Source organism: Bradyrhizobium sp. CSS354 (assembly GCF_029051725.1).
GTDB lineage: Bacteria > Pseudomonadota > Alphaproteobacteria > Rhizobiales > Xanthobacteraceae > Bradyrhizobium.
Genome location: NZ_JAACFU010000023.1, coordinates 19,547 through 42,348 on the forward strand (window position 1 = coordinate 19,547; position 22,802 = coordinate 42,348).

The following is a 22,802-nucleotide window of genomic DNA, read 5'->3' on the forward strand; positions in this document are numbered from 1 at the left end:
AATGACGAAAAGAACCTCTCACTCCCCGATCAGCGCCAGCCACTCGTCCTCGGTCAGCACCTTGACGCCATGCTTGTTGGCTTCCGCGAGCTTCGAACCCGCGCCGGGACCGGCGACGACGAGATCGGTTTTCTTGGACACCGATCCGGACACTTTTGCGCCTAGCCGCTCAGCGGTGGCTTTGGCCTCATCGCGCGTCATCTTCTCCAGCGAGCCCGTGAACACCACGGTCTTGCCGGCGACGGCGGAATTGCTCTTCGGCTTCTCGGCGTCGATGATCTCGACCTCCTTGGTCAGCCGCTCGACGATGCCGCGATTGTGGGTCTCGCCGAAATAATCGGCGATGCTCTTGATCACGGTCTCGCCGATCTGGTCGAGCGCATCCATCTCGGCTATCGCCTCCTCGTCGCCCTTGGCGACCTTGAGGCTGGCGTCGTGAAAGGCGTCCCAGGAGCCATAGCCGCGTGCCAGTGCCAGCCCCGTGGTCTCGCCGATATGACGCATGCCGAGCGCGTAGATAAAGCGCTCCAGTGCAATCTTCCGGCGGCTCTCGATCGCGCTGAACAAATTGCGCACCGACGTTGCGCCGTAACCCTCGATGTCCTCAAGCTTGAGTTTCGAATTGCGCTTTTCCAGGGTGAAGATGTCGGCTGGCTCCTTCACAAAACCCTCGTCGAAGAAATACTGGAGCTGCTTCTCGCCAAGACCGTCGATGTCGAAGGCGCGCCGCGACACGAACAGCTTCAGATGCTCGATCTTCTGATAGGGGCAGGCGAACTCGCCGGTGCAGCGGGCGCGTGAGCCCTCTTCGCCTGCCGCCGTCTCCTCGCGCGTGACATCAGTGTGCAACGGGCACGGGCACTTCTTCGGAAACTGGAATTCCCTGGCAGCCTTCGGCCGCTTGTCGAGGACGACGTCGACCACCTGCGGGATGACGTCGCCGGCGCGCTGGATCACGACGGTGTCGCCGATCCTGATGTCGCGGCCCTCGCGCAGCACCTCGCCCTTGTTGCCGATGCCCTTGATGTAGTCCTCGTTGTGCAGCGTGACGTTCTGCACGATCACGCCGCCGACGCCGACCGGCTCGAGCTTGCCCACCGGCGTGAACGAGCCGGTGCGGCCGACCTGGATCTCGATGTCGCGCAACACCGTCATGGCGCGTTCGGCGGGGAATTTGTGGGCGATGCCCCAGCGCGGCGTGCGCGAGACGAAGCCGAGCCGTTCTTGCCAGTCGATGCGGTCGACCTTGTAGACGACGCCGTCGATGTCGTAGTCGAGCTTTGCGCGCTGCTCCTCGATCGAGTGATGGAAGGCGAGCAGCTCCTCGACGGAGTGACAGAGTTTGGTCAGTGGATTGGTCTTGAAGCCGCAGCGCTCGAACCAGCCGATCATGCCGCTCTGCGTACCCTCGGGCATCGCGCTCATCTCGCCCCAGGCATAGGCGAAGAAGCCGAGGGGGCGCGAGGCGGTGATGGTCGGATCCTTCTGCCGGAGCGAGCCCGCGGCCGAATTGCGCGGATTGGCGAAGATGGTGCCGCCTTCCGCCTTCTGCCGCTCGTTGAGGGCCAAGAACGCCTTCTTGGTCATGTAGACCTCGCCGCGCACCTCGCAGATATCGGGGACGTTGCGGCCCTTCAGCTTCTGCGGCACGTCTTCGAGGGTGCGGATGTTGGCGGTGACGTCCTCGCCGACCGCGCCGTCGCCGCGAGTCGCGGCGGTGACGAGCTCACCGCCCTCATAGCGCAGCGACATCGAGAGGCCGTCGATCTTCGGCTCGGCGGAGAAATCGATTCTGTCGTCGTCGAGCTTCAGGAAGCGCACGATGCGGCCGGCGAAGTCGCGCAGATCCTCTTCCGCAAAGGCGTTGTCGAGCGACAGCATGGGGACCGAATGCCGCACCTTCTTGAAGCGGCCCGATGGCGCAGCGCCGACCTTCTGCGACGGCGAGTCCGCGCTGACGAATTCCGGAAAGCGCTTCTCGATCGCGTTAAAGCGCTGGCGCAGCGCGTCATACTCGGCATCCGTGACGGTGGGCGCGTCCTCCTGATAGTAGCGTTCGTTATGCCCCTCGATTTCGAGCGCAAGCCGCATGTGCTCGAGCTTGGCCTGCGCCTTGGTGAGGTCGACGACGTCGCGAAGCGGTGTTGCTTTGGATTTTACTGCTCTGGCCATGGTGCTTGAATACGACGGAGCGGACGGGAGGGTAAAGGCAGGTTGAAGTCTCGCGCCCCGGACGCAGCGCAGCGCTTCTTTAGCGGTGCGCTGCAGAGCCGGGGCGAGATTCTGGGTCCCGGCTCGCGCTACGCGCGTCCGGGACACGAAATCAAGCCGTCGCCGCCTTGAGCAGCCGGTCCGCGGCAGCCCTTGCTTCGGCGGTGATCTCGGCGCCGGCGAGCATCCGCGCGATCTCCTCGCGGCGGTGGTCGGCGGCGAGCGCATTGACGCGGGTGGCGACGCGCTTGCCCTTGTCCAGGGCGTCCTTGGAGATCAGCAGATGCTGGTCGGCACGGGCGGCGACCTGCGGCGCGTGGGTGACGGCCATCACCTGGACCTTGCCGGCGAGGCGCGCCAGCCGTCCGCCGATCGCGTCCGCGACCGCGCCGCCGACGCCGGTGTCGATCTCGTCGAACACCAAAGTCGGCGCCGAGCCGCGGTCGGACAGCACGACCTTCAGCGCCAGCAGGAAACGCGACAGCTCGCCGCCGGAGGCGACCTTCATCATCGGCCCTGGCTTGGTGCCCGGATTGGTCTGCACCCAGAACTCGACGCGGTCGAACCCTTGCGGACCCGGCGTGGCCTCGTCGGTCTGGACCTGGGTCATGAACTTGGCGCGTTCGAGCTTGAGCGGCGCGAGCTCGGCGTTGACCGCCTTGTTGAGCTTCTCCGCCGATTTCTGCCGCGTCATCGACAGCTTCTTGGCGGCCGCGGCATAGCGCGCATCGGCCTCGATCGCGGCCTGCTCCAGCTTCTTCAGCCGTGAGGCGCCGGCATCGATCAGGACGACATCGGCGGCGTATCTGGCAGCAACCGCGGCGAGCCCATCGACCGGTGTCGAATATTTGCGCGAGGCGGCGCGCAACGCGAACAGTCGCTCCTCGATGCGTTCGAGCTCTGAGGGGTCGAAATCGGTCGCGGCAAGCGCCGCCTGGAGATGCTGGTCGGCCTCCTCCAGCGCGTTGATCGCGATGTCGATCGCCCTCACCGCGGGCTCGACCAGCGCCGGCGCGTTGACGCCGCGGCGCTCCAGCCGGCGCACGGCGGCCGACAGCGAGGCGACCGGCGAATGGTGGCCGCCGACCGCCTCCTGCGCCTCGCGCAGGTCGGAGGCGATCTTCTCGCCCTGCATCATCGTGGTCCGACGGGACGCCAGCGAGGTCTCCTCGCCGTCCTTGGGCGCGAGCTGCTTCAATTCGTCGGAGGCGTGACGAAGGTAATCGGCTTCGCGCGCGGCGCGCTCCATGCCGGCGCGATGCTCGTCCAGCGCTGTGTTGGCGGTGCGGCGGGCGTCCCAGAGCGCTTCGACCGCCGAGACGTCCTTTTCGAGGCCGGCGAAGGCGTCGAGCAGGCGGCGGTGGGTGGCGGCATCGACCAGCGCGCGCTCGTCGTGCTGGCCGTGGATCTCGACCAGGGCAGCACCGACCGCCTTCAGCGTCTGCACGCTGATCGCCTGGTCGTTGATGAAGGCGCGGGTGCGGCCGTCGGCGAGTTGGACCCGGCGGAGAATCATCTCGCCGGTATCCTCCAGCCCGTTCTCCGCGAGGATTTTGGCCGCGGGATGGTTTTTTGGGATATCGAATACGGCAGTGACCTGCCCCTGCTCCGCGCCATGGCGCACGAGGCCGGCATCGCCGCGGCCGCCGAGCGCCAGTGCAAAGGCATCGAGCAGGATGGATTTGCCCGCACCGGTCTCGCCGGTCAAAACCGCGAGGCCGGTTGCGAATTCGATATCGAGCCGTTCGATCAGGACGATGTCACGGATCGACAGACGCGCCAGCATGGAACTCTATTTCCTAGCCGAGACCCATTTTCTTGAAGGTCTTGCTAATCCAGGACCCCTGATTCTCGCTCGGTTCGAGACCGCCTGATTTTACAAGATTATAGGCGTCCTTATACCAGCGACTGTCAGGAAAATTGTGCCCGAGCACGGCGGCGGCCGTCTGGGCCTCGCCGACGATGCCGATCGCCATATAGGCCTCGGTCAGGCGGTACAGCGCCTCCTCGACATGGCGGGTGGTCTGATACTGCGTCACCACGGCCTTGTAGCGGTTGATCGCCGCCGTGTAGTCGCGCTTCTGCGCGTAGTAGCGGCCGACGTTCATTTCCTTGCCGGCGAGCTGGTCGCGCGCACCTTCGATCTTGGCCTTGGCCGAGGTCGCATATTCGGACGTCGGATATTTGCGCACCACCTCTTCCAGCGAGGCGATCGCCTTCTCGGTGCGGGTCTGGTCGCGGCTGATGTCCGGAATCTGGTCGTAATGCGAGGCGGCAATCAGATATTGCGCATAGGCCGCATCCGGGCTGCCGGGATGCAGCGTGACGTAGCGGGTGGCCGCGCCGATGCAATTGTCATAATCGCCGCCCTGGTAGGAAGCGTAGGCCGACATCAGCAATGATTTGCGGGCCCAGTCGGAATAAGGATGCTGGCGGTCGACCTCTTCGAACTTCTTGTTCGCCGCCTTCATATCCTTCTTCTCGTTCATGAGGTACAGGCCCTCATTGTAGATCTTGTCGGCGGGCTCCTCGACGAAGGTGTCGTCCTTGGCCGTGAACTTGTCCCAAAGCGCCCCGGTGCCGCAGCCGGCCAGCGGCAGCGCGAGCACGAAGAGGGCGACAACCTGAAGCAGCCCACGAGCTCGAGACGAGACCTCTCGAGACGGGACCTGAAGATATCCGCGCGTCATACGCTGTGCCGACATGAGTATTGCCCTGACGCCCTGTGATGCGGTGTCCGCCAGCCCACGAACCCCGTCCTGGGCGCGAAATATAGCCGTGGTGCCTACCATGCAGCCACGCCGGTGTAACCGAAAACGATCTTCAACCAACCGGATAGGCAGGCATTCCGCCCGGATTAAGGCGAACGCGCCGCAATCCTAGCCGATCATCGTTACCAGGAGTTTCCCGGAGAAAACCGCCGCCAAACACCCATGGCAACGGGTCTCTTCAGGCTCGTCTCTCTTCGGGAAGTCTCGCTTCAGGAAACGTCCGGCCCGTAGACCGCGGCGATCCGGCCACCGACGATGCCACGACCGGTTTCGGCCACCGGACGCGTGGTGCGGCGGGCCGCCTCGCCCTCGACCACCCGCCAAGCGGTACGGTCGGCGAGCAGCGCGGTCAGGACGGCGTGGTTGAGCTTGTGGCCGCCACGTACCGAGCGGTAGGCGCCGAGCAGTGGCAGACCGGCCAGCGCGAGGTCGCCAATCACGTCCAGCACCTTGTGGCGGGCGCATTCGTCGGCGTAGCGCAGGCCTTCGGTGTTCAGCAGCCGCTCCTCGTCGAACACGACGGTGTTGTCGAACGAGGCGCCGAGCGCATAGCCGGCGCTCCAGAGCCGCGCGACATCGCACATCAGACCGAAAGTCCGGGCCCGGCCGACTTCGCGGCGGAAACGCTCCGGGTTGAGGTCGAAGGCGTAGCTCTGCTGGCCGATAACAGGATTGGTGAAGTCGATCTCGACCTCGGCGCGGAACCCGTCGGCATAGGGCCTGATCTCACCGAAGGAGTCGCCGATCTTGACCGAGATCGGCTTCAAAACCTGGATGAAGCGGCGCTGTGCCGGCTGGGTCACGATGCCGGCCTGGTCGATCGCCGCAACGAAGGCTGCCGCGCTGCCGTCCATGATCGGCACTTCGGGCCCGTCGATCTCGATGATGGCGTTGTCGACGCCCATGCCCCGCAGCGCAGCAAGCACATGCTCGGCGGTGGAAACCAGCGGACCGTTGCGATCACCAAGGACGGTGGCGAAATCGGTCGCGATCACCTGCTCGGCGGTGGCCTGAACTTCGCGGTCGCTTCCCTCAAGCCCGGTACGGACGAAAACAAAGCCCGCGTCGACAGGCGCGGGTCCAAGCGTGAGCGTGACGGGAAGACCGGAATGAACGCCGACGCCTGCCACACTGGCTTGCGCACGAAGCGTTGTTTGCCGGCTAAATTTCATCAGGAACCGCCCCACTACGACCATCGCGACTTATACTGAACCCGACTGAGCGGCCTAGACCGCTCGTTCCGAATCCGTATCCCCAAGTCACGGCAAACCATAGTCACTGCCTCAAACAGCGCCAACTCACGCTTTTTTACCGATTGTTACCCCAAACCCGCCGTATTCGCGCCAAGGCTTAACCAAATTGGACCGGAGTTCGGAGCCGTTTTCGGCAGTTTTACTGAACCATCGAATACGTAATTAATGATTTAAAATCAGTTGCTTGGTCACGCAATCCGGATATGCCCGGGGCAAAAGAAAAGGTCCCGGCAAGCTTCCCGCCGGGACCTTTTTTCGTCTGCCTTATTGTAACAATCCTCAGGTCGCCTGCCGCCGCAGGAAGGCCGGGATATCAAGATGGTCGTCTCCCTGTGGCGCCGGGGCAACAGGCGCGGGACGGCCATGCATGTCCAGGCCCTGCGGCGCGGGACGACGGGCATACTCGGACACCGGCTCGGCGGACGCGATTTGCTGCGCCACGGTCTTCTGGGGGCGGCGATCGGGCAGCGGCGGCATCGCGGGACCGGCGGTGCGGGCCGCGATCGGCGCCTCGCTCTCCTCGTCACGACGGCCGAGGCCGACATTGGCGAGGCGCTGGAGCAGCGACAACCGGGTCTTCTGCGGAGTCTCCTCCTCGACCTCGCCGCGGGCCTGGCGAAGCTCGGCCTGAGCGGGCATCGGGAGTTCCTCGATCCGCGGCATCCGCGGTGTGCGGACCGGCGCACGCTCGGCCTGCGGCGGGATGAAGGTTTCCGGCGTCATCTGCTCATGCATGGCCATCGGCGCCTGCTCAGGCTCCGGGAACAGTGTGGGCTTCTGCGCGATCGGACGCACGGTGACGTCGCCATAGGTCTGCATCGGCGCGGGAGCCTGCGGAACGTCCGCAACGGCGGCGGCGATGGCGGCAAGCGCAGCGCGCTCGACGTTCGGACGCGGAGCCGTGGGAGCGGCGGCAAACTGGCCCGATCCGACGGCCGGGGTCTGCGCTTCGAACTTCTGGGCGCGCTCGGCCATGCGCTGATTGTCGGCGCGCAGCCGTGCGGTCAAATCGGCAAGACGGCTCTCGGCAGCCGCGGCCGGAGCGGCGGGAGCCTGCTGCGCCTGCGGAGCAGGATTGGCCACGGGAGCGCTGGTGGCCTGGCTGTTGCGCGCGATCGCGGCCTGCTCGATGCCGGTGGCGACGACCGAGACACGGATCAGGCCGTCGAGGGCTTCGTCGAAGGTGGCGCCGACGATGATGTTGGCGTCCTGGTCGACTTCCTCGCGGATGCGGGTCGCAGCTTCGTCGACCTCGAACAGGGTGAGATCCTTGCCGCCGGTGATGGAGATCAGGAGGCCCTTGGCGCCCTTCATCGAGCTATCGTCGATCAGCGGGTTGGCGATCGCGGCTTCGGCGGCGGTCAGCGCGCGCTTGTCGCCGGAGGCTTCGCCCGTGCCCATCATCGCCTTGCCCATCTCACGCATGACGGCGCGGACGTCGGCGAAGTCGAGATTGATCAGGCCTTCCTTGACCATCAGGTCGGTGATGCAGGCAACGCCGGAATAGAGCACCTGGTCGGCCATCGCGAAGGCGTCGGCGAAGGTGGTCTTTTCGTTGGCGACCCGGAACAGGTTCTGGTTCGGGATGATCAGCAGGGTGTCGACGACCTTGTGCAGCTCGTTGATGCCTGCTTCCGCGGTGCGCATGCGGCGGCCGCCCTCGAAGTGGAAGGGCTTGGTCACGACGCCGACGGTGAGGATGCCCATCTCGCGCGCGATCTTGGCGATCACGGGAGCCGCACCGGTGCCGGTGCCGCCGCCCATGCCGGCGGTGACGAACACCATGTTGGCGCCCGAGAGATGGTCGCGGAGTTCGTCCATGACTTCTTCGGCTGCGGCGGCGCCAACGACCGGCTGCGAACCTGCGCCCAACCCTTGCGTGGCGGCCGTGCCCATCTGGACGATGCGCTGCGCCTTCGACATCGTCAGCGCCTGCGCGTCGGTGTTGGCGACCACGAAGTCGACGCCCTGGAGGCCCGCCGTGATCATGTTGTTGACGGCGTTGCCACCGGCGCCGCCGACGCCGAACACGGTGATGCGGGGCTTCAGTTCGTGAATATCAGGAACATTGATGCTGATGGTCATGTTTGCCTCTCGATCACGCGCGCGTGGGTTCGCCCCGGCCGGCGGCCGCGGGAGTTGGTGAAAATCGAATATTGCGGGAAGGAGTCATCAGAAGCCCTCGCGTAGCCATCGTCCGACCTTTCCGAAATACCCGCCGGTCCCCGTCCTGACCTGCTGCCGCGTATGCCGCGGTTCGACATGTTCGTGGTGAACATATTGCGGGTAGACGAGCAGTCCGGCCGGCACCGCGAAGGCGGCGTTCTTCGCCTCGTTGGGCAGCCGGCCGAAACCGAGCGGACGTCCGACCCGCACGGGCCGGCCGAGAATCTGCGTTCCGAGCTCAACGAGACCGGTGAGCTGCGAGGCCCCGCCCGAGAGCACGACGCGGCCGTTGGGCTCTGAGGCGAAGGGCGAATCCTTCAGCTTGTCCCGAACCATTTCGAAGACTTCCTCGGCACGATGCTTGACGATGTTGGCGATGGTAGCGCGGGAGACGATCTGCGGCAGATCCTGCTCGTCACCGGCTGTCGGTACAGACATCAGCTCACGCGAGTCCGATCCGCCGGTGATGACGGTCCCGTATAACGTCTTGATTCGCTCGGCATCGGCAATGGTCGCGGAGAGTCCGCGCGCCAGATCCATCGTGATGTGTTGCCCGCCGACCGCAAAACCCGCGGCATGTACGAAGCGGCCGCCGGAAAAGACCGCGATCGTGGTGGTGCCCGCGCCCATCTCGACCACGGCAGCGCCGAGATCGGCCTCGTCGTCGGTCAGCACCGACAGGCCTGCCACATAGGGGCTCGCCGCCATGGCTTCGACGTTGATGTGGCAGCGCTCGACCGCCAGCATCAGGTTCCGCGCCACCGTGGCGTCGCAGGTGACGACGTTCATGTCGATGCCGAACTGATGCGCGACCATGCCGCGGGGGTCGCGGATGCCCTTGACGCCGTCGAGCGTGTAGCCGACCGGGAGCGCGTGCAGCACGGTGCGGCCTTCGCCGGTGGCGTGGCGCATGCCGGTGGAGGTGACGCGGCTGACATCGGCCGGCGTCACGGCGCCGCCGCGGATGTCGGCCGCGGCTTCGACCAGCTGACCGGAGAGCCGGCCGCCGGACACCGACAGCAGCACGGACTCGACCCGCACCTTGGCCATTTTCTCCGCAAGCCCGACGGCCTGTCGCACCGCCTGCTCGCATTCGCCTAGATCGATCACAGCGCCGGCCTTCATGCCGCGCGACTGGATCTGGCTGTAGCCGATCAGCTCCACCGCATGGGTCCGGTCCCGCAGGGCTTCGCTCGGCGCCGACGGTTTCAGCCGCGCAATCATGCAGGCGATCTTGCTGGTGCCGATGTCGAGGCAGGCGACGAGGCCGCCGCGCTTGTGCGGAATCGGGCGTGTCTTCGGTGTCTGGGTGCGATCAAGACCGGTCATGCAGCGTCCCCGGCCTTTTTCTTCTTCTTGTCCTTGAACAAATCGTCGCGCGCCTTGGCGGCGTCCTCGGACAGCTGCACCACCAGCCGATCGGGCAGGCGCAGGTCGATGGCGACGATGTCGCGGGAGAACAGCCTGTCCTCCTTGTCGAGCCTGGACAGCATCGCAAGCGCGTTGCCGACGTCCTGCTCGGGCAGGCGGATGTCGAGGCCATCCTTGAGCCTCAGGTTCCAGCGCCGCTCACCGACGAAAATCGCGGCCTTGGTGATCGAATTGACCTGCGGATAGCGCGCCAGCAAAGCGAGGAAGTCGCGGGCCTGCGTCTCGGCACCCTTGCCGACCACGAGGGGCAGCGACAGGAACCGGCGCGAGACATAGGGCTCGAGCACGGCGCCGTCATCGGCGATGACGGAGAGCCGGCCGGCCTCCTGCCACAGCGCGAACGCCTTGCGCTCGGTGAGCTCGATCATGAGCTGGCCCGGATAGAGCTTCAGCACGGTCGCATCCGCGATCCAGGGATTGGCCTTGAGCTTGTCGCGCACGGCGTCGGCGTCGAGGAAAAGCAGCGAGGATCGGCCGCTGACGCCGCCGATCGCGAGGATCTCGTCCTGGCTGAGTTGCTTGCGGCCGTTGATCACGACGGAGGTGATGCGGAAGCCGGCGGAATTGGCCAGCGCGTTGCGGGTGTCGTTGACCGCCGTGATGAAATCCTGGAGATGGCCGCCCTTGACGATACCGAAGCCGCAGCTTCCGATCAGGAGCAGCACCGTCATGGTGATCCCGACCCGGCGCGGCAGATAGCGCTCGACCAGCGCGACCAGCCGCGGCGGCGGCTCGCGCTCGATGACGGCTTTGGCCCTGATCTTTTCCTTGGCTGCAGCACGCGCGCCGTGAACTCTTTCCTGGCGCTTGTCCTGCACCCACTCGCGCAGAAGCACGACCGCTCCGATAGCGGCCGCCGTCAGGTCAGCTTGGGGCCTCAGCGATCTGAAAAGCGACCGAGTGAGGCTTCCTGCTCCATCCATTGCACGAGCTCGTCAACAGTTTGCCCGCGACATCGCGCGGGTCCTGGCGAACATGACGTCTCGGACTTGCCGGGCCGGGTGCTGGTCTTCGGCAGAAGAAAACCTCTCCCCTTCAGAGCGTTCGCTGGAGGTGACAACACCCGCAACGGTCCACGCGCCGGCAGCCAAAGCGTCATATGCGCCGCCAGCGTTAACCTTCGGACGTCCTGGTAAACAAAAGGTAAAGTTCGTTAACGACGTGAGCTTTTTGCCCAGGCCTGTGAGGCATTTATGCCGCAATATCCGGCATTTTACCGGTTTTGGGTTCCAAAACCGGCCGTTTCGCCGATTCGGCCGTTAACCAGTCCTAATTATTTTCGCACACCGGCCACGGCGAGCTCGACCAGGCCGCGCAGGAAGTCGACGAACTCGATGCCCTCGGCCTTCAGCGCCTTGGGGTAGAGCGAGGACTTGGTCAGGCCGGGCAGCGTGTTGGTTTCGAGATAGACCAGCCCCTTGTCCGAGACGATGAAGTCCGAACGGGAATAGCCGGTGCACGACATCGCCCGGTGCGCCAGCATCGCCTGCTGCTTCAGCGCCGAGGTGATCTCCGCCGTGAAGCGGCCTGGACAGATCTCCTGAGTAGAATTCAAAAGATATTTTGCCGCGTAGTCGAAACTGCCCTCGCCCGGAATGATCTCGATCGGCGGCAGCGAGATGATCGAGCCGTCCGGCCGCTCCAGCACGCCGCAGGTCGCCTCGACGCCGGCGATGTAGGGCTCGATCACGTACTCTTCGTGCTTGGCGGCATTGCGGACGGCGACGAGATCCTGCCTGGCGTTGACGAAGATCAGGCCGTAGCTCGAGCCATCCCTGGCGGGCTTTGCGATCAGCCGGCCGTATTCGGCGAAGGCCTCGTCGATCTGGTCCAGCGCAACGTTGGCCGGCGGCGTCACGCCGCCGAGCGCAGCGAAATGCTTGGCTGCGATCTTGTCGAACGCGAGATGCGAGGAGGCCGAGCCCGATCCGGTGAAAGGCACGCCGCGCGCCTCGCACATCACCTGCAATTCGCCGTTCTCGGCCCTCCCGCCATGCAGGCTGAGCACCAGCACGCGGTTCTCCGCCCTGGCCTGGTCGAGCGCCTGCTCCAACGGAATGCCTGACGTGCCCGGCTTGAATTCATCCTCGAACGGACGGGCATGTTCGAGCAGCTGTCTGGACTGCACGACATGCACCTTGTCCTCGACATCCCACCACCAGAGATCGGCCTCGGGCAGCGCCTGATGCAGCGCCTGGGCTGAAGCGACCGAAACCAGACGTTCGCGGTTGGAGCCGCCGAAGAGGATGGTGATGCGCATGTTCTTTGGTCCGTCACCTGTCTGTGTTCGTGATTCCGGGGCGATGCGAAGCATCAAACCCGGAATCTCGAGATTCCGGGCTCTCGCTTCGCGAGCCCCGGAATGACACTCACGCGCGAATTCCGATCCGCTTGATTTCCCAGTGTAGCTCAATTCCGGAATTCGTCTTCACCCGTTCACGAACGGTCTCGCCCAGCGTCTCGATGTCGTGCGCGGTGGCATTGCCCGTGTTGATCAAGAAATTGCAGTGCATCTCGGATACCTCGGCGCCGCCGACGCGCAAACCGCGGCAGCCGGCGGCATCGACCAGCTTCCAGGCGGAATGCCCGGGCGGATTCTTGAAGGTCGAGCCGCCGGTCTTTTCGCGGATCGGCTGCGCGGTTTCGCGATGGGTCTGCACTTCCGCCATGCGCGCGCGGATCGCCTCGGCATCCCTGATCTCGCCGCGGAAACGCGCGGAGGTGAAGATGATAGAGGGATCGACGCCGCTGTTGCGGTACACGAACTTCATGTCGGCATTGGAGAAGACGTGCTTCGTGCCGTCGCGCCCGACGCCTCGCGCCTCGATCAACACGTCCCTGGTCTCGCCGCCATTGGCGCCTGCATTCATGCGCAGCGCGCCGCCGACCGTGCCGGGAATGCCGAAATAGAATTCGAGCCCGCCGATATTGGCTGACGCGGCGACTTCCGCCACGCGCTTGTCGAGCGCGGCCGCGCCCGCGGTGACGACATCGCCACTCGCGCTCGCCTCGCCGAAGGCGCGCGGCGCCAGACGGACCACCACGCCCGCAATGCCGCCGTCGCGCACGATCAGGTTGGAGCCGACGCCGACAACATAGACCGGAATGTCGCTTGCGAGATGCGCGAGGAAGTAGGCGAGATCGTCCTCGTCCGCCGGCGTGAACAGCACCTGCGCCGGACCGCCGACACGAAACCAGGTGAGCTCGGCGAGCGACTGGTTTGCCAGCAGCCGGCCGCGGAGATCGGGCATCGCGGCTTTGAGCGAGGGTGTGATGTCGGGGAAGCTCACTGCCCTACCCCAGCGCCTTCAACTCGCCGGGCAAGGCATACGCCCATTGCGTGATGTTGCCGGCCCCTAAGCACACGACGAGATCGCCCGACTTCGTCACGCCTCTGACGATGCCGGCGAGATCGGAGGCTGCCGCCAGCGGGATCACCTCGCGGTGGCCGTGGGCACGCAGGCCTGCGGCGAAATGGTCGCGGTCGATGCCCTCGATCGGCGTCTCGCCTGCGGCGTAGACCTCAGCGACGATCACCGCATCCGCGTCGTTGAAACAGGTGCAGAATTCCTCGAACAGCGACTGCAGGCGGGTATAGCGATGCGGCTGCACGACGGCGACGATCTTGCCGTTGGTGGATTCCCGCGCCGCCTTCAGCACCGCCGCGATCTCGACCGGATGATGGCCGTAATCGTCGATGACGGTGACACCATTCCACTCGCCGGTCTTGGTGAAGCGGCGCTTGACGCCGCCGAAGCCGGCGATCGCCTTGCGGATCGCCTCGTCCGACACGCCGAGCTCGCGCGCGACCGCAATCGCAGCCGTCGCGTTCGAGGCATTGTGGCGTCCCGGCATCGGCAGCACGAGATCGGCGATCTCGTGCACGGCGCCCGTCTTGCGATCTCGGAACGCAACCTTGAATTTTGATCCGCCGCCCGTCGGGGTCAGGTCGACGAAGCGCACATCGGCCTGCGGATTCTCGCCATAGGTGATGATGCGCCGATCCTCGATCTTGCCGATAAGAGTCTGCACCACGGGATGATCGATGCACATCACGGCGAAGCCATAGAACGGCAGGTTCTCGACGAAATGGCGGAAGGCGTCCTGCACCGCCTCGAAGGTCTTGAAGTGATCGAGATGCTCGGGATCGACATTGGTGACGATCGCGACCTCGGTCGGCAGCTTCAGGAACGTGCCGTCGCTCTCGTCGGCTTCGACCACCATCCAGTCGCCCGCACCGAGACGCGCGTTGGAGCCGTAGGCGTTGATGATGCCCCCGTTGATCACGGTGGGATCGAGGCCGCCGGCGTCGAGCAGCGTCGCAACCATCGTGGTCGTCGTGGTCTTGCCGTGGGTGCCGGCGATGGCGACGCAGCTCTTCAGCCGCATTAGCTCGGCCAGCATCTCGGCCCGGCGCACCACAGGGATGCGCCGTTCGCGCGCCGCCGTCAGTTCCGGATTGTCACGCTTGATGGCGGTGGAGACCACGACGACCTCGGCGCCGTCGACGTTCTCCGCCTTGTGGCCGACCGAGACCCTCGCGCCGTTTTTGCGGAGACGGTCGAGATTGTAATTGTCGGAGGCGTCCGAGCCTTGCACGGTATAGCCGAGATTGAGCAGCACCTCGGCGATGCCGCTCATGCCGATCCCGCCGATCCCGACGAAGTGGATGGGTCCGATCTCGCGCGGCAGTCTCATGGCGTATCCCGCAGTTCCCTCGTCAGGCCCGGGCTTGTCCCGGGCATCCACGAATCCTAGCGTCTTTCTTGCAAGACGTGGATGGCCGGGACAAGCCCGGCCATGACGGTAAAACTATGGAAATTCCACGTTTGGCGTCAGATTCCCGCGATTTTGGCCACCAGATCGGCCAGCCGCTCCGCTGCGTCGAGCCGACCGGCGCCGCGGGCGGCCTGCGCCATGGCGGCAAGACGCGCGGGCTCGGCGGCGAAGGCGGAGATCTCGGCGGCGAGGCGATCGGAGGAAAACTCGGTTTGCGGAATGCGGATCGCACCGTCGACCTTGGCCAGCACGCCGGCATTGGCGAACTGGTCCTGGTCGATCGCGCCCGGCAGCGGCACCAGGATCGAGGGCCGCCCGATCGCGGCGAGTTCGGCCACGGTGCCGGCGCCCGAGCGCGACACCACCAGATGGTTGGAGGCAAGCCGCGCCGGCAGATCGGTGAAGAACGGCGCAAGCTCGGCCTTGATCTTCAGTCTGTCGTAGACCGCGCGCACGCGCGCCATGTCCTCGTCGCGCACCTGCTGGGTGAGGACGAGCCGGCTCCACAGCGCGGGTTCGAGGCGCTCGATCGCGCCCGGCACGATGTCGGCCATGATGCGCGCGCCCTGGCTGCCGCCGACGACGAGCAGGCGCAGCGGACCGTTCGCTTCAGGCGCAGCATATGGCACGCCAGCTGCGGCGAGAATCGCCGGACGCATCGGCGTGCCGACCGTCGTGGTCTTGCCCGATAGCGCCGGATCGCGATCGAGCACGCCGGGCAATGACGTCGCAATGGCGCGCACGCGGCTCGACAGGAATCGGTTGGCGCGGCCGAGCACGGCATTGGCATCATGGATGATGCCGGGCACGCCGGCGAATTTTGCGGCGACCAGCGGCGGCAGCGTCGGATAGCCACCGAAGCCGACGACGGCGACCGGCTTCAGTCGCTTGATCAGGCTGTAGGCGGACAGCGTGCCGGCCGCCAGCGTCAGGCCGGCATAGGCGAGCTGCAGCGGATTGCGTCCACGCGCAGTCTCGCTCGAAATGATGTCGATCATGTCCTTGGTGAACAGCCCGCTGTAGCGCAGCGCGCGCTCGTCCGTGACGAGACGGACGCGGAATCCGCGCCGGATCAGCTCGACGCCGAGCGCCTCGGCCGGAAACAAATGGCCGCCGGTGCCGCCCGCGGCGAGAAGAATCAAGGGGGAGGTGTCCATGGCAGGGACTTTTACAGTGTCTTGCCCGTCATTGCGAGCGAAGCGAAGCAATCCAGACTGCCTCCGCGGAGGGATTCCGGATTGCTTCGCTTCGCTCGCAATGACGAAAAACTACGCGTAGCTGCGCATCGCCTCGGCGTGGCCGCTCGCCTCGACTTCGGTGCGCGGGCGCAGCCGCGTCAGCGCCAGCATCATGCCGACGCCATAGGCCAGCGACACGATCGAGGAGCCGCCATAGGAGATGAAGGGCAGCGTCATGCCCTTGGCGGGGATGAGCTGGAGATTGACCGACATGTTGATCGCGGCCTGCACGCCGAACAGGATCGCAAGACCCGAAGCAGCGAAGCGCGAGAACATGTCTTCGTTGGCGTAGGCGCGCGACAGCGTGCGGATGACGACGAAGGCAAACAGTGCCAGCATCGCGAGGCACAGGATGATGCCGAACTCTTCGGCGGCAACCGCGAACACGAAGTCGGTGTGGCTGTCCGGCAGGCTGCGCTTGGCGATCCCCTCGCCCGGTCCGAGCCCGAACCAGCCGCCGTTGTAGAAAGCCTCCATGGCTGTATCCACCTGGAAGGTGTCGCCCGAGGCCGGATTCATGAAGCGCTTGATACGGCCGGCGACGTGGGGAACAAAAAGGTAGGCGCTGAACAGCCCGGCGGCGCCGAGGCCGGCGAGCCCGAACACCCAGATCATCCGCATGCCCGCGATGAAGAACAGCGAGCCCCACACCATCAGGATCAGCATGGTCTGGCCGAAGTCGGGCTCCATCACCAGCAGCGAGACCAGCATCAAGAGCAGCGCGAGCGCCATCGAGGTCGCCGGCATCTCCGGCCGCCTGGTCGATTCCGCGAAGAGCCAGGCGGCAATGACGACGAACGACGGCTTTGCGATTTCGGAGGCCTGAATGTTGACGCCGATCAGCGTGATCCAGCGCCGCGAGCCCTTCACCTCGGGGCCGATCGCGAGCGTCAGCACGATCAGAACGATGCTGGCCGCGAAGATGATCAGCGCCGATCGACGAATCGCCCGCGGCGACAGGAAGGACACCCCGAGCAGCACCAGGCCGGACGGCGCCAGGAACATCACGTGGCGGCTGAAGAAATGGAAGGGATCGAGCCCGATGCGGGTCGCAACCGGCGGGCTCGCCGCCAGCGACAGGATCACGCCGGTTAGCATCAGCGCCAGAATGGCCCCCATCAGCGGCTTGTCGACGGTCCACCACCACTCGGAAAAGGGGGTGCGTTCTTCACGGGAGAGCATGGCGGCCGCTTTCGGACAGAGGTCGGTCCATTGGTCGCCGAGGTTGGTTACCGCAGGGTTAAGGAATCGCGGATGATCTCAGCCGTCGCCGCAAAACACACTGTCATGCCCCGGCTCGACCGGGGTATCCAGTACGCCGCAGCCCCTCGGCTCAAGCGCCGCCTCTGGAATACTGGGTCGCCCGGTCAAGCCGGGCGACGACAGCGGAGCAAGAACCAGCAGCGTCCCTACACCACCGGCTTCACGCCAGGCAGCGCCTGCACCAGCTCGCGGAACCGGGTGCCGCGGATCTCGAAATTGCGATACTGGTCGAAGGAGGCGCAGGCGGGTGACAGCAGGACGACCGCGTCAGTGATCCCCGACGCTTCCGCATCGCGTGCGGCTTGCTCGACGGCGACGTCGAGGGTCTGGCTGATCTCGTGCGGCACTTGCGTGCCCAGCGTCCCCGAAAACTCCTGCGCGGCCTCGCCGATCAGATAGGCCTTGCGGATGCGCGGGAAGTAGCCGGTGAGGCCCGTAATGCCGCCGGCTTTCGGCTTCCCGCCGGCGATCCAGAAGATGTCGGAGAAGGACGACAGCGCATGCGCGGTGGCGTCCGCATTGGTGCCCTTGGAGTCGTTGACGAACAGCACGTTGCCGCGGCGGCCGACCTGCTCCATCCGATGTGCAAGGCCGGGAAAGCTGCGCAGGCCGTTCTGCAAGACATCGAGGCCAATGCCCATCGCGAGCGCGGCGGCGGCCGCGCACGCCGCGTTCTGCGCATTGTGCAGGCCGCGCAGAGAACCGATGCCACCGAGCTTGGCGATTTCACTGCGCGCGCCACCCGCGGTGCGCACGATGGTGCCATGCTCGACATGGATGCCGGAGGCCAGCGGATTCCTGACCGAGATGCGCACCACATTCTTGCCGGCGCGATCGAGCCGGTCGGCGATATCGCGGCAAAAACCGTCGTCGACGCCGACGATCGCGGTGCCGCCGGCCTGCACACCGGCAACGAGGCGCTCCTTCACCGCGGCGTAGTGCGCGATGGTGCCATGGCGATCGATGTGGTCCTCGCTGACATTGAGCAGAATACCGACGGAGGGATCGAGCGAGGGCGTGAGGTCGATCTGGTAGGACGACATCTCGATGACGTGGACGCGACCCATGCCCGGCGGCTCCAGTGACAGGATCGCGGTGCCGATATTGCCGCCCATCTGGGTGTCGTAACCGGCGACTTTGGTGAGATGCGCGATCAAAGCCGTCGTGGTCGATTTGCCATTGGTGCCGGTGATTGCGACGAACGGCGCATCCGGTGCGTGCCGGCGCCGTTCGCGGCAGAACAGCTCGATGTCGCCGATCACCTCGATAGCGGCCTCGCGCGCCTTCAGCACGCTCCAATGCGGCACCGGATGGGTCAGCGGTACACCGGGCGCGAGCACCAGCGCGGCGAAATTCGCCCATGAGACGTTGCGTAGATCTGCCGTGATGAAGCCCGCTTGCGCGGCCTTGGCGACGTTGTCGGCATTGTCATCGGCGGCGATCACCTCGGCGCCGCCCGCCGTCAAGGCGTGACAGGACGCGAGCCCCGAGCCGCCAAGGCCGAACACCGCGACCGTCTTGCCGGCAAAGGACGTGACGGGGATCATCAAGGGCTCACCGCAGCTTCAGCGTGGACAGGCCGGCGAGCGCCAGCATCACCGAAATGATCCAGAATCGGATGACGATCTGCGGCTCGGTCCAGCCGAGCTGCTCGAAATGATGATGGATCGGCGCCATCCGGAAGATGCGTTTTCCCGTCATCTTGAACGACACCACCTGCACGATGACGGAGACCGCCTCCAGCACGAACAGGCCGCCGATCACCGCGAGCACGATCTCGTGCTTCACCGCCACCGCGATCGCACCCAGCATGCCGCCGAGCGCGAGCGAGCCGGTATCGCCCATGAAGATCGAGGCCGGCGGCGCGTTGAACCAGAGGAAGCCGAGGCCCGCGCCCAGCAAGGCGCCGCAGAGCACCGCGAGCTCGCCGGTGCCGGCGACATATTTGATCTGGAGGTAATCGGCGAACACCGCGTTGCCGGCGAGATAGGCGATCATCGCAAAGCTCGCGGTCGCGATCATCACGGGCACGATGGCAAGGCCGTCGAGACCGTCGGTGAGGTTCACCGCATTGCCGGCGCCGACGATGACGAAGGCGCCGAAGATGACGAAGAACCAGCCAAAATGCAGCACGGTGTCCTTCAAGAAAGGAATCGTCAGCGCGGTCGACGCCGGATCGCGGTTCAGCCGCACCAGCGCGTAGCAGGCAACCAGCGCGATCGCCGCCTCGATCAGCAGGCGAAGCTTGCTGCCGAACCCGGTCGTGGTCTGCTTGGTCACCTTGAGATAATCGTCATAGAAGCCGACGAAGCCGAAGCCGAGCGTCACCGCCAGCACGATCCAGACGTAAGGATTGAGCGGATTGGCCCACAGCACCGTGCCGACCGTGAGGCCGGACAGGATCATCAGCCCACCCATGGTGGGCGTGCCTTTCTTGGCGAGATGCGATTGCGGACCATCGGCCCGGATCGGCTGCCCCTTGCCTTGCCGGATGCGCAGATGGTCGATGATCCAGGGGCCGAACAGGAACACGAACAGCGCGCCGGTGACGACGGCGCCGCCGGTGCGGAAGGTGATGTAGCGGAAGACGTTCAGGAAGGTGCGAACGGCACCGAAGCCCGGAAATGTGTTGGAGAGCTCGATCAACCAGTAAAACATTCAGACGGTCCTATGGCGCCTTTGCACGCGCCTTGATCTTGGCCTTGTCAACCTGCCTCACGCGCATTCGCTGGTCTTCATCATGGGGTCGGGCGACCTCTAAAGAAAACGAACGGCTTCGCGCCGGAAACGGTGGGATTCGGGAACAGCGCCTTCCAAGCAGTTTACGCCCTTGCCTGCAAGGCGGCCACTAGGCCCGGCACAAACTTGTTGACCCAGAACATCTTCTTGCTGCCCTTGACAACCACGACATCGCCTGCCCTCAGCAGATTTGCGACCTCGCCCGGCTTCAGCGTGACGGGGTCGTCGTGCCAGCCGAGCCCCTTGCCGGCTGGAAGCACCTCGAACAGGTGACGCATCAGCGGCCCGACACAATAGACGCCATCGATGCCGTCGAGATGCCTGGCAAGGTCGGTGTGATAGCCGGGCGCGCCATCGCCCAGCTCCAGCATGTCGCCGAGCACCGCGATGCGGCGGCCGCCGGTCGTGTTGCGCGCCTGCAGGCTTTGCAGCGCGGCAGCCACGCTGGCGGGATTGCCGTTGAAGCTGTCGTCGACCACGGTGACGCCGCCGACCGCCTGCTCGACGCCACGGCCGGTCATGATGCCGACGCGGTCGAGCTTGATCGCAAGCGTGGCCGCATCGAAGTTGGCCGCACGGATCGATGCGAGCGCGGCGAGCGCGTTCTGGACGCGGTGCGGCGCGCCCGGCGTCAGGCTGAACGCGATCTCCTTCTTGCCGAGCGCGGCCACGACTTGCCAGCTGTCGCCATGCGGCGCGTGCGCGACCTCGTGCACCTCGGCTTTCTCGCCGAAGCGTATGACCTTGCCCTTCCAGTCCGGCGCCTTGATCCCGGCGGGCAGCACCAGCACGCCTTCCGGGGGCAGGCCGAGCGCAATCGACACCTTCTCGCGGCGGATGGCTTCAAGCGAGCCGAGCTTCTCCAGGTGCACCGGCTGGACGTTGACGACGAGCGCGACTGTCGGCCGCGTCAGTTCGCTGAGCCGCGCGATCTCGCCAGCCTGGTTCATGCCCATCTCGACGACCCAGAGACTGGCATCGGGCCGCGCATTGCACAGCGTCAGCGGCACGCCCCAGAAATTGTTGAAGCTCGACGGGCTGGCATAGGCATTGGGGTAGGCTGCAAGGAATTCCTTGGTGCTGGTCTTGCCAGCACTGCCGGTGAGTCCGATCACCGGTCCGTTGAAGCGCGCACGTGCCGCGCGCGCAAGGCTCCAGAGACCGTCGATCAGCGTGTCCTTGACGACGATCTGGGGAATGCGGATGCCCGCGATCTCGTGCGGCACGATCATCGCGACCGCGCCGGAAGCTTCGGCCTTGTCCGCGAACTCCCAGCCGTCGCGCGCGCTGGCGAAGGCCGAAATGAAGCCGCCGCTCGGCGTGCCGCTCAGCGCCACGAACAGGCTGCCCGGTTTCACCAGCCGGCTGTCCTGGGTGACGAAGTCGATCGGCGTATCCGGGAACGATCCGGCAGCGCCCAGCGCGCGCGCCACTTCGGCCACCGTCCATATGGGCGCGCTCATGCAATCCTCGACGCTAGTGCGGCGGCGACCGCCTCGTGATCACTGAAGGGCAAAACCTCTCCGCCGACGATCTGCCCGGTCTCGTGGCCCTTGCCGGCGATGAGCAGCGCATCGCCATCTTCCAATTCCGCGATCGCAGTACGGATCGCCGCAGCGCGGTCGCCGATTTCGCGGGCGCCCTTCGCAGTGGCTAGGATTTCGGCGCGGATAGATTCCGGTTTCTCGCTGCGAGGATTGTCGTCGGTGACGATGATTCCGTCGGCGTTGCCGGCCGCGATCTCGCCCATAATCGGACGCTTGCCGGCATCGCGGTCGCCACCGGCGCCGAACACGACGACCAGCCTGCGCCTGGCGTAGGGACGCAACGCCTGCAGCGCCTTGGCCAGCGCGTCGGGCTTGTGCGCGTAATCGACGAAGATCGGCGCGCCATTGCGCTCGCCGACGCGCTCCAACCGGCCCTTGGCGCCTTCGAGACGTTCGAGGCTCGCGAACACGTCTGCGGCGTCGCTGCCTGTGCCGATCGCAAGACCGGCCGACACCAGCGCATTCTCGATCTGGAATTCGCCGACCAGCGGCAGCCGGATCGCATATTGCTTGCCGCGATGTTCGAGCGCGAGCACTTGCGAAAAGCCTTCGACCTCCGCACCCGCGAGACGAATGCCCTCGCCTGCCCCGTCGCCGTTGCGACCGACCGCCATCACGCGCAAGCCGCGCGAATTCGCAGCACTGATTCCCTCCGCCGAGCAATCATGATCGGCGGAGATCACGGCCGCGCCTCCCGGCGGCACCAGTTCGCGGAACAGCCTGAGCTTGGCCGCGAGATAATGCGCGACGGTCGGATGGTAGTCCATGTGGTCGCGCGAGAGATTGGTGAAGCCGCCGGCGGACACGCGCACGCCGTCGAGGCGATACTGATCGAGCCCGTGCGAGGAGGCCTCGAAGGCGAGATGCGTGACGCCCTCGCGCGCGATCTCGTCGAGTTGCCGGTGCAGCGCGATCGGATCGGGCGTCGTCAGCGAGCCGTAGACGGTACGCTTCGGCGAGACCAGGCCGATGGTTCCGATGCTGGCGGAAGCGTGCCCCAGCCGCTCCCAGATCTGGCGGGTGAATGCGGCGACCGAGGTCTTGCCGCTGGTGCCGGTCACCGCCGCAATGGTCGCGGGTTGCGCGGGGTAGAATCTTGCCGCGGCGAGCGCCAGCGCGCGGCGCGGATTGGCGACCGTGATGAACGGCACCTTGCAGCCATCAGACGCATGGTCGCCGACGACCGCCAACGCGCCTGCGGCAATCGCGGCATCGATGAAACGCGCACCGTCGGTCTTGCTGCCCGCAAGTGCGAAGAAGAGATCACCCGGCTTGACCGCGCGGCTGTCGAGGGCAACGCCGCTCACGTCGAGCGCCGCGACCGCGGGCTCAATTGCGGCATCATTACCCTGAACGTCCTGATCGAGGAGGTCGCGCAGCTTCATGGTCTTCCAGTCGACATGC

16 protein-coding genes are annotated in these 22,802 nt (G+C 65.6%); all 16 read right to left on the minus strand.

Features of this window, described 5'->3' with window-relative positions:
• Positions 1-18: 18 nt before the first annotated feature.
• The 16 genes from ligA to GWG67_RS33985 all read right to left on the minus strand — a co-directional run bounded on the left by ligA (position 19) and on the right by GWG67_RS33985 (position 22,783).
• The gene (gene ligA, locus GWG67_RS33910; protein WP_275173865.1) at positions 19-2,172 is read right to left on the minus strand and encodes an NAD-dependent DNA ligase LigA; all 2,154 of its coding nucleotides are present in this window, start codon (positions 2,170-2,172) and stop codon (positions 19-21) included.
• Between the two features lie 151 nt (positions 2,173-2,323).
• Positions 2,324-3,997, minus strand: coding sequence for a DNA repair protein RecN (gene recN, locus GWG67_RS33915; RefSeq protein ID WP_275173867.1), 1,674 nt, complete (start codon positions 3,995-3,997; stop codon positions 2,324-2,326).
• A 13-nt stretch (positions 3,998-4,010) separates the two neighbouring features.
• Positions 4,011-4,916 (minus strand): outer membrane protein assembly factor BamD, encoded by a 906-nt coding sequence (locus GWG67_RS33920; RefSeq protein ID WP_026232697.1) that lies wholly within the window; start codon positions 4,914-4,916, stop codon positions 4,011-4,013.
• A 275-nt stretch (positions 4,917-5,191) separates the two neighbouring features.
• The gene (gene lpxC / locus GWG67_RS33925; protein WP_275173869.1) at positions 5,192-6,154 is read right to left on the minus strand and encodes a UDP-3-O-acyl-N-acetylglucosamine deacetylase; all 963 of its coding nucleotides are present in this window, start codon (positions 6,152-6,154) and stop codon (positions 5,192-5,194) included.
• Positions 6,155-6,514: 360 nt separating this feature from the next.
• Entirely contained in the window at positions 6,515-8,320 is a 1,806-nt protein-coding gene (gene ftsZ, locus GWG67_RS33930) for a cell division protein FtsZ (protein WP_275173871.1), read from the minus strand.
• A gap of 87 nt (positions 8,321-8,407) precedes the next feature.
• Entirely contained in the window at positions 8,408-9,730 is a 1,323-nt protein-coding gene (ftsA, locus tag GWG67_RS33935; RefSeq protein WP_275173872.1) for a cell division protein FtsA, read from the minus strand.
• Positions 9,727-10,755, minus strand: coding sequence for a cell division protein FtsQ/DivIB (locus tag GWG67_RS33940; RefSeq protein WP_275173874.1), 1,029 nt, complete (start codon positions 10,753-10,755; stop codon positions 9,727-9,729). The genes ftsA and GWG67_RS33940 overlap by 4 nt, the downstream gene beginning before the upstream one ends.
• Positions 10,756-11,105: 350 nt before the next feature.
• Positions 11,106-12,092: a D-alanine--D-alanine ligase gene (locus GWG67_RS33945; protein WP_275173876.1), complete on the minus strand. Its 987-nt coding sequence runs from the start codon at positions 12,090-12,092 to the stop codon at positions 11,106-11,108.
• A 109-nt stretch (positions 12,093-12,201) separates the two neighbouring features.
• Positions 12,202-13,122 carry a UDP-N-acetylmuramate dehydrogenase gene (gene murB / locus GWG67_RS33950; RefSeq protein WP_275173877.1) on the minus strand — a complete coding sequence of 307 codons (921 nt, stop codon included), beginning with the start codon at positions 13,120-13,122 and terminating at the stop codon, positions 12,202-12,204.
• A 4-nt stretch (positions 13,123-13,126) separates the two neighbouring features.
• Positions 13,127-14,530 carry a UDP-N-acetylmuramate--L-alanine ligase gene (gene murC / locus GWG67_RS33955; protein WP_275173878.1) on the minus strand — a complete coding sequence of 468 codons (1,404 nt, stop codon included), beginning with the start codon at positions 14,528-14,530 and terminating at the stop codon, positions 13,127-13,129.
• A 137-nt stretch (positions 14,531-14,667) separates the two neighbouring features.
• On the minus strand, positions 14,668-15,768 hold the full coding sequence (murG, locus tag GWG67_RS33960) for an undecaprenyldiphospho-muramoylpentapeptide beta-N-acetylglucosaminyltransferase (protein WP_275173880.1): 1,101 nt from the start codon (positions 15,766-15,768) through the stop codon (positions 14,668-14,670).
• 111 nt (positions 15,769-15,879) lie between these two features.
• Positions 15,880-17,031: an FtsW/RodA/SpoVE family cell cycle protein gene (locus GWG67_RS33965; RefSeq protein WP_275173882.1), complete on the minus strand. Its 1,152-nt coding sequence runs from the start codon at positions 17,029-17,031 to the stop codon at positions 15,880-15,882.
• A gap of 227 nt (positions 17,032-17,258) precedes the next feature.
• Positions 17,259-18,659: a UDP-N-acetylmuramoyl-L-alanine--D-glutamate ligase gene (murD, locus tag GWG67_RS33970; protein ID WP_275173884.1), complete on the minus strand. Its 1,401-nt coding sequence runs from the start codon at positions 18,657-18,659 to the stop codon at positions 17,259-17,261.
• Positions 18,660-18,666: 7 nt separating this feature from the next.
• On the minus strand, positions 18,667-19,770 hold the full coding sequence (gene mraY / locus GWG67_RS33975) for a phospho-N-acetylmuramoyl-pentapeptide-transferase (RefSeq protein WP_106945343.1): 1,104 nt from the start codon (positions 19,768-19,770) through the stop codon (positions 18,667-18,669).
• 164 nt (positions 19,771-19,934) lie between these two features.
• Positions 19,935-21,314 carry a UDP-N-acetylmuramoyl-tripeptide--D-alanyl-D-alanine ligase gene (murF, locus tag GWG67_RS33980; RefSeq protein ID WP_275173886.1) on the minus strand — a complete coding sequence of 460 codons (1,380 nt, stop codon included), beginning with the start codon at positions 21,312-21,314 and terminating at the stop codon, positions 19,935-19,937.
• The gene (locus GWG67_RS33985; protein WP_275173887.1) at positions 21,311-22,783 is read right to left on the minus strand and encodes a UDP-N-acetylmuramoyl-L-alanyl-D-glutamate--2,6-diaminopimelate ligase; all 1,473 of its coding nucleotides are present in this window, start codon (positions 22,781-22,783) and stop codon (positions 21,311-21,313) included. Before GWG67_RS33985 ends, murF begins: the two co-directional genes overlap by 4 nt.
• Positions 22,784-22,802 lie beyond the last annotated feature (19 nt).

What these genes read in the sequence shown, in the direction of transcription:
- GWG67_RS33940 (WP_275173874.1), bottom strand. Translation starts at nt 10,755, where the DNA reads ATGGATGGAGCAGGAAGCCTCACTCGGTCGCTTTTCAGATCGCTGAGG.
- murF (WP_275173886.1), bottom strand. Translation starts at nt 21,314, where the DNA reads ATGAGCGCGCCCATATGGACGGTGGCCGAAGTGGCGCGCGCGCTGGGC.
- mraY (WP_106945343.1), bottom strand. Translation starts at nt 19,770, where the DNA reads ATGTTTTACTGGTTGATCGAGCTCTCCAACACATTTCCGGGCTTCGGT.
- GWG67_RS33945 (WP_275173876.1), bottom strand. Translation starts at nt 12,092, where the DNA reads ATGCGCATCACCATCCTCTTCGGCGGCTCCAACCGCGAACGTCTGGTT.
- recN (WP_275173867.1), bottom strand. Translation starts at nt 3,997, where the DNA reads ATGCTGGCGCGTCTGTCGATCCGTGACATCGTCCTGATCGAACGGCTC.
- GWG67_RS33985 (WP_275173887.1), bottom strand. Translation starts at nt 22,783, where the DNA reads ATGAAGCTGCGCGACCTCCTCGATCAGGACGTTCAGGGTAATGATGCC.
- GWG67_RS33965 (WP_275173882.1), bottom strand. Translation starts at nt 17,031, where the DNA reads ATGCTCTCCCGTGAAGAACGCACCCCCTTTTCCGAGTGGTGGTGGACC.
- lpxC (WP_275173869.1), bottom strand. Translation starts at nt 6,154, where the DNA reads ATGAAATTTAGCCGGCAAACAACGCTTCGTGCGCAAGCCAGTGTGGCA.
- murC (WP_275173878.1), bottom strand. Translation starts at nt 14,530, where the DNA reads ATGAGACTGCCGCGCGAGATCGGACCCATCCACTTCGTCGGGATCGGC.
- ftsZ (WP_275173871.1), bottom strand. Translation starts at nt 8,320, where the DNA reads ATGACCATCAGCATCAATGTTCCTGATATTCACGAACTGAAGCCCCGC.
- ftsA (WP_275173872.1), bottom strand. Translation starts at nt 9,730, where the DNA reads ATGACCGGTCTTGATCGCACCCAGACACCGAAGACACGCCCGATTCCG.
- GWG67_RS33920 (WP_026232697.1), bottom strand. Translation starts at nt 4,916, where the DNA reads ATGTCGGCACAGCGTATGACGCGCGGATATCTTCAGGTCCCGTCTCGA.
- murG (WP_275173880.1), bottom strand. Translation starts at nt 15,768, where the DNA reads ATGGACACCTCCCCCTTGATTCTTCTCGCCGCGGGCGGCACCGGCGGC.
- ligA (WP_275173865.1), bottom strand. Translation starts at nt 2,172, where the DNA reads ATGGCCAGAGCAGTAAAATCCAAAGCAACACCGCTTCGCGACGTCGTC.
- murD (WP_275173884.1), bottom strand. Translation starts at nt 18,659, where the DNA reads ATGATCCCCGTCACGTCCTTTGCCGGCAAGACGGTCGCGGTGTTCGGC.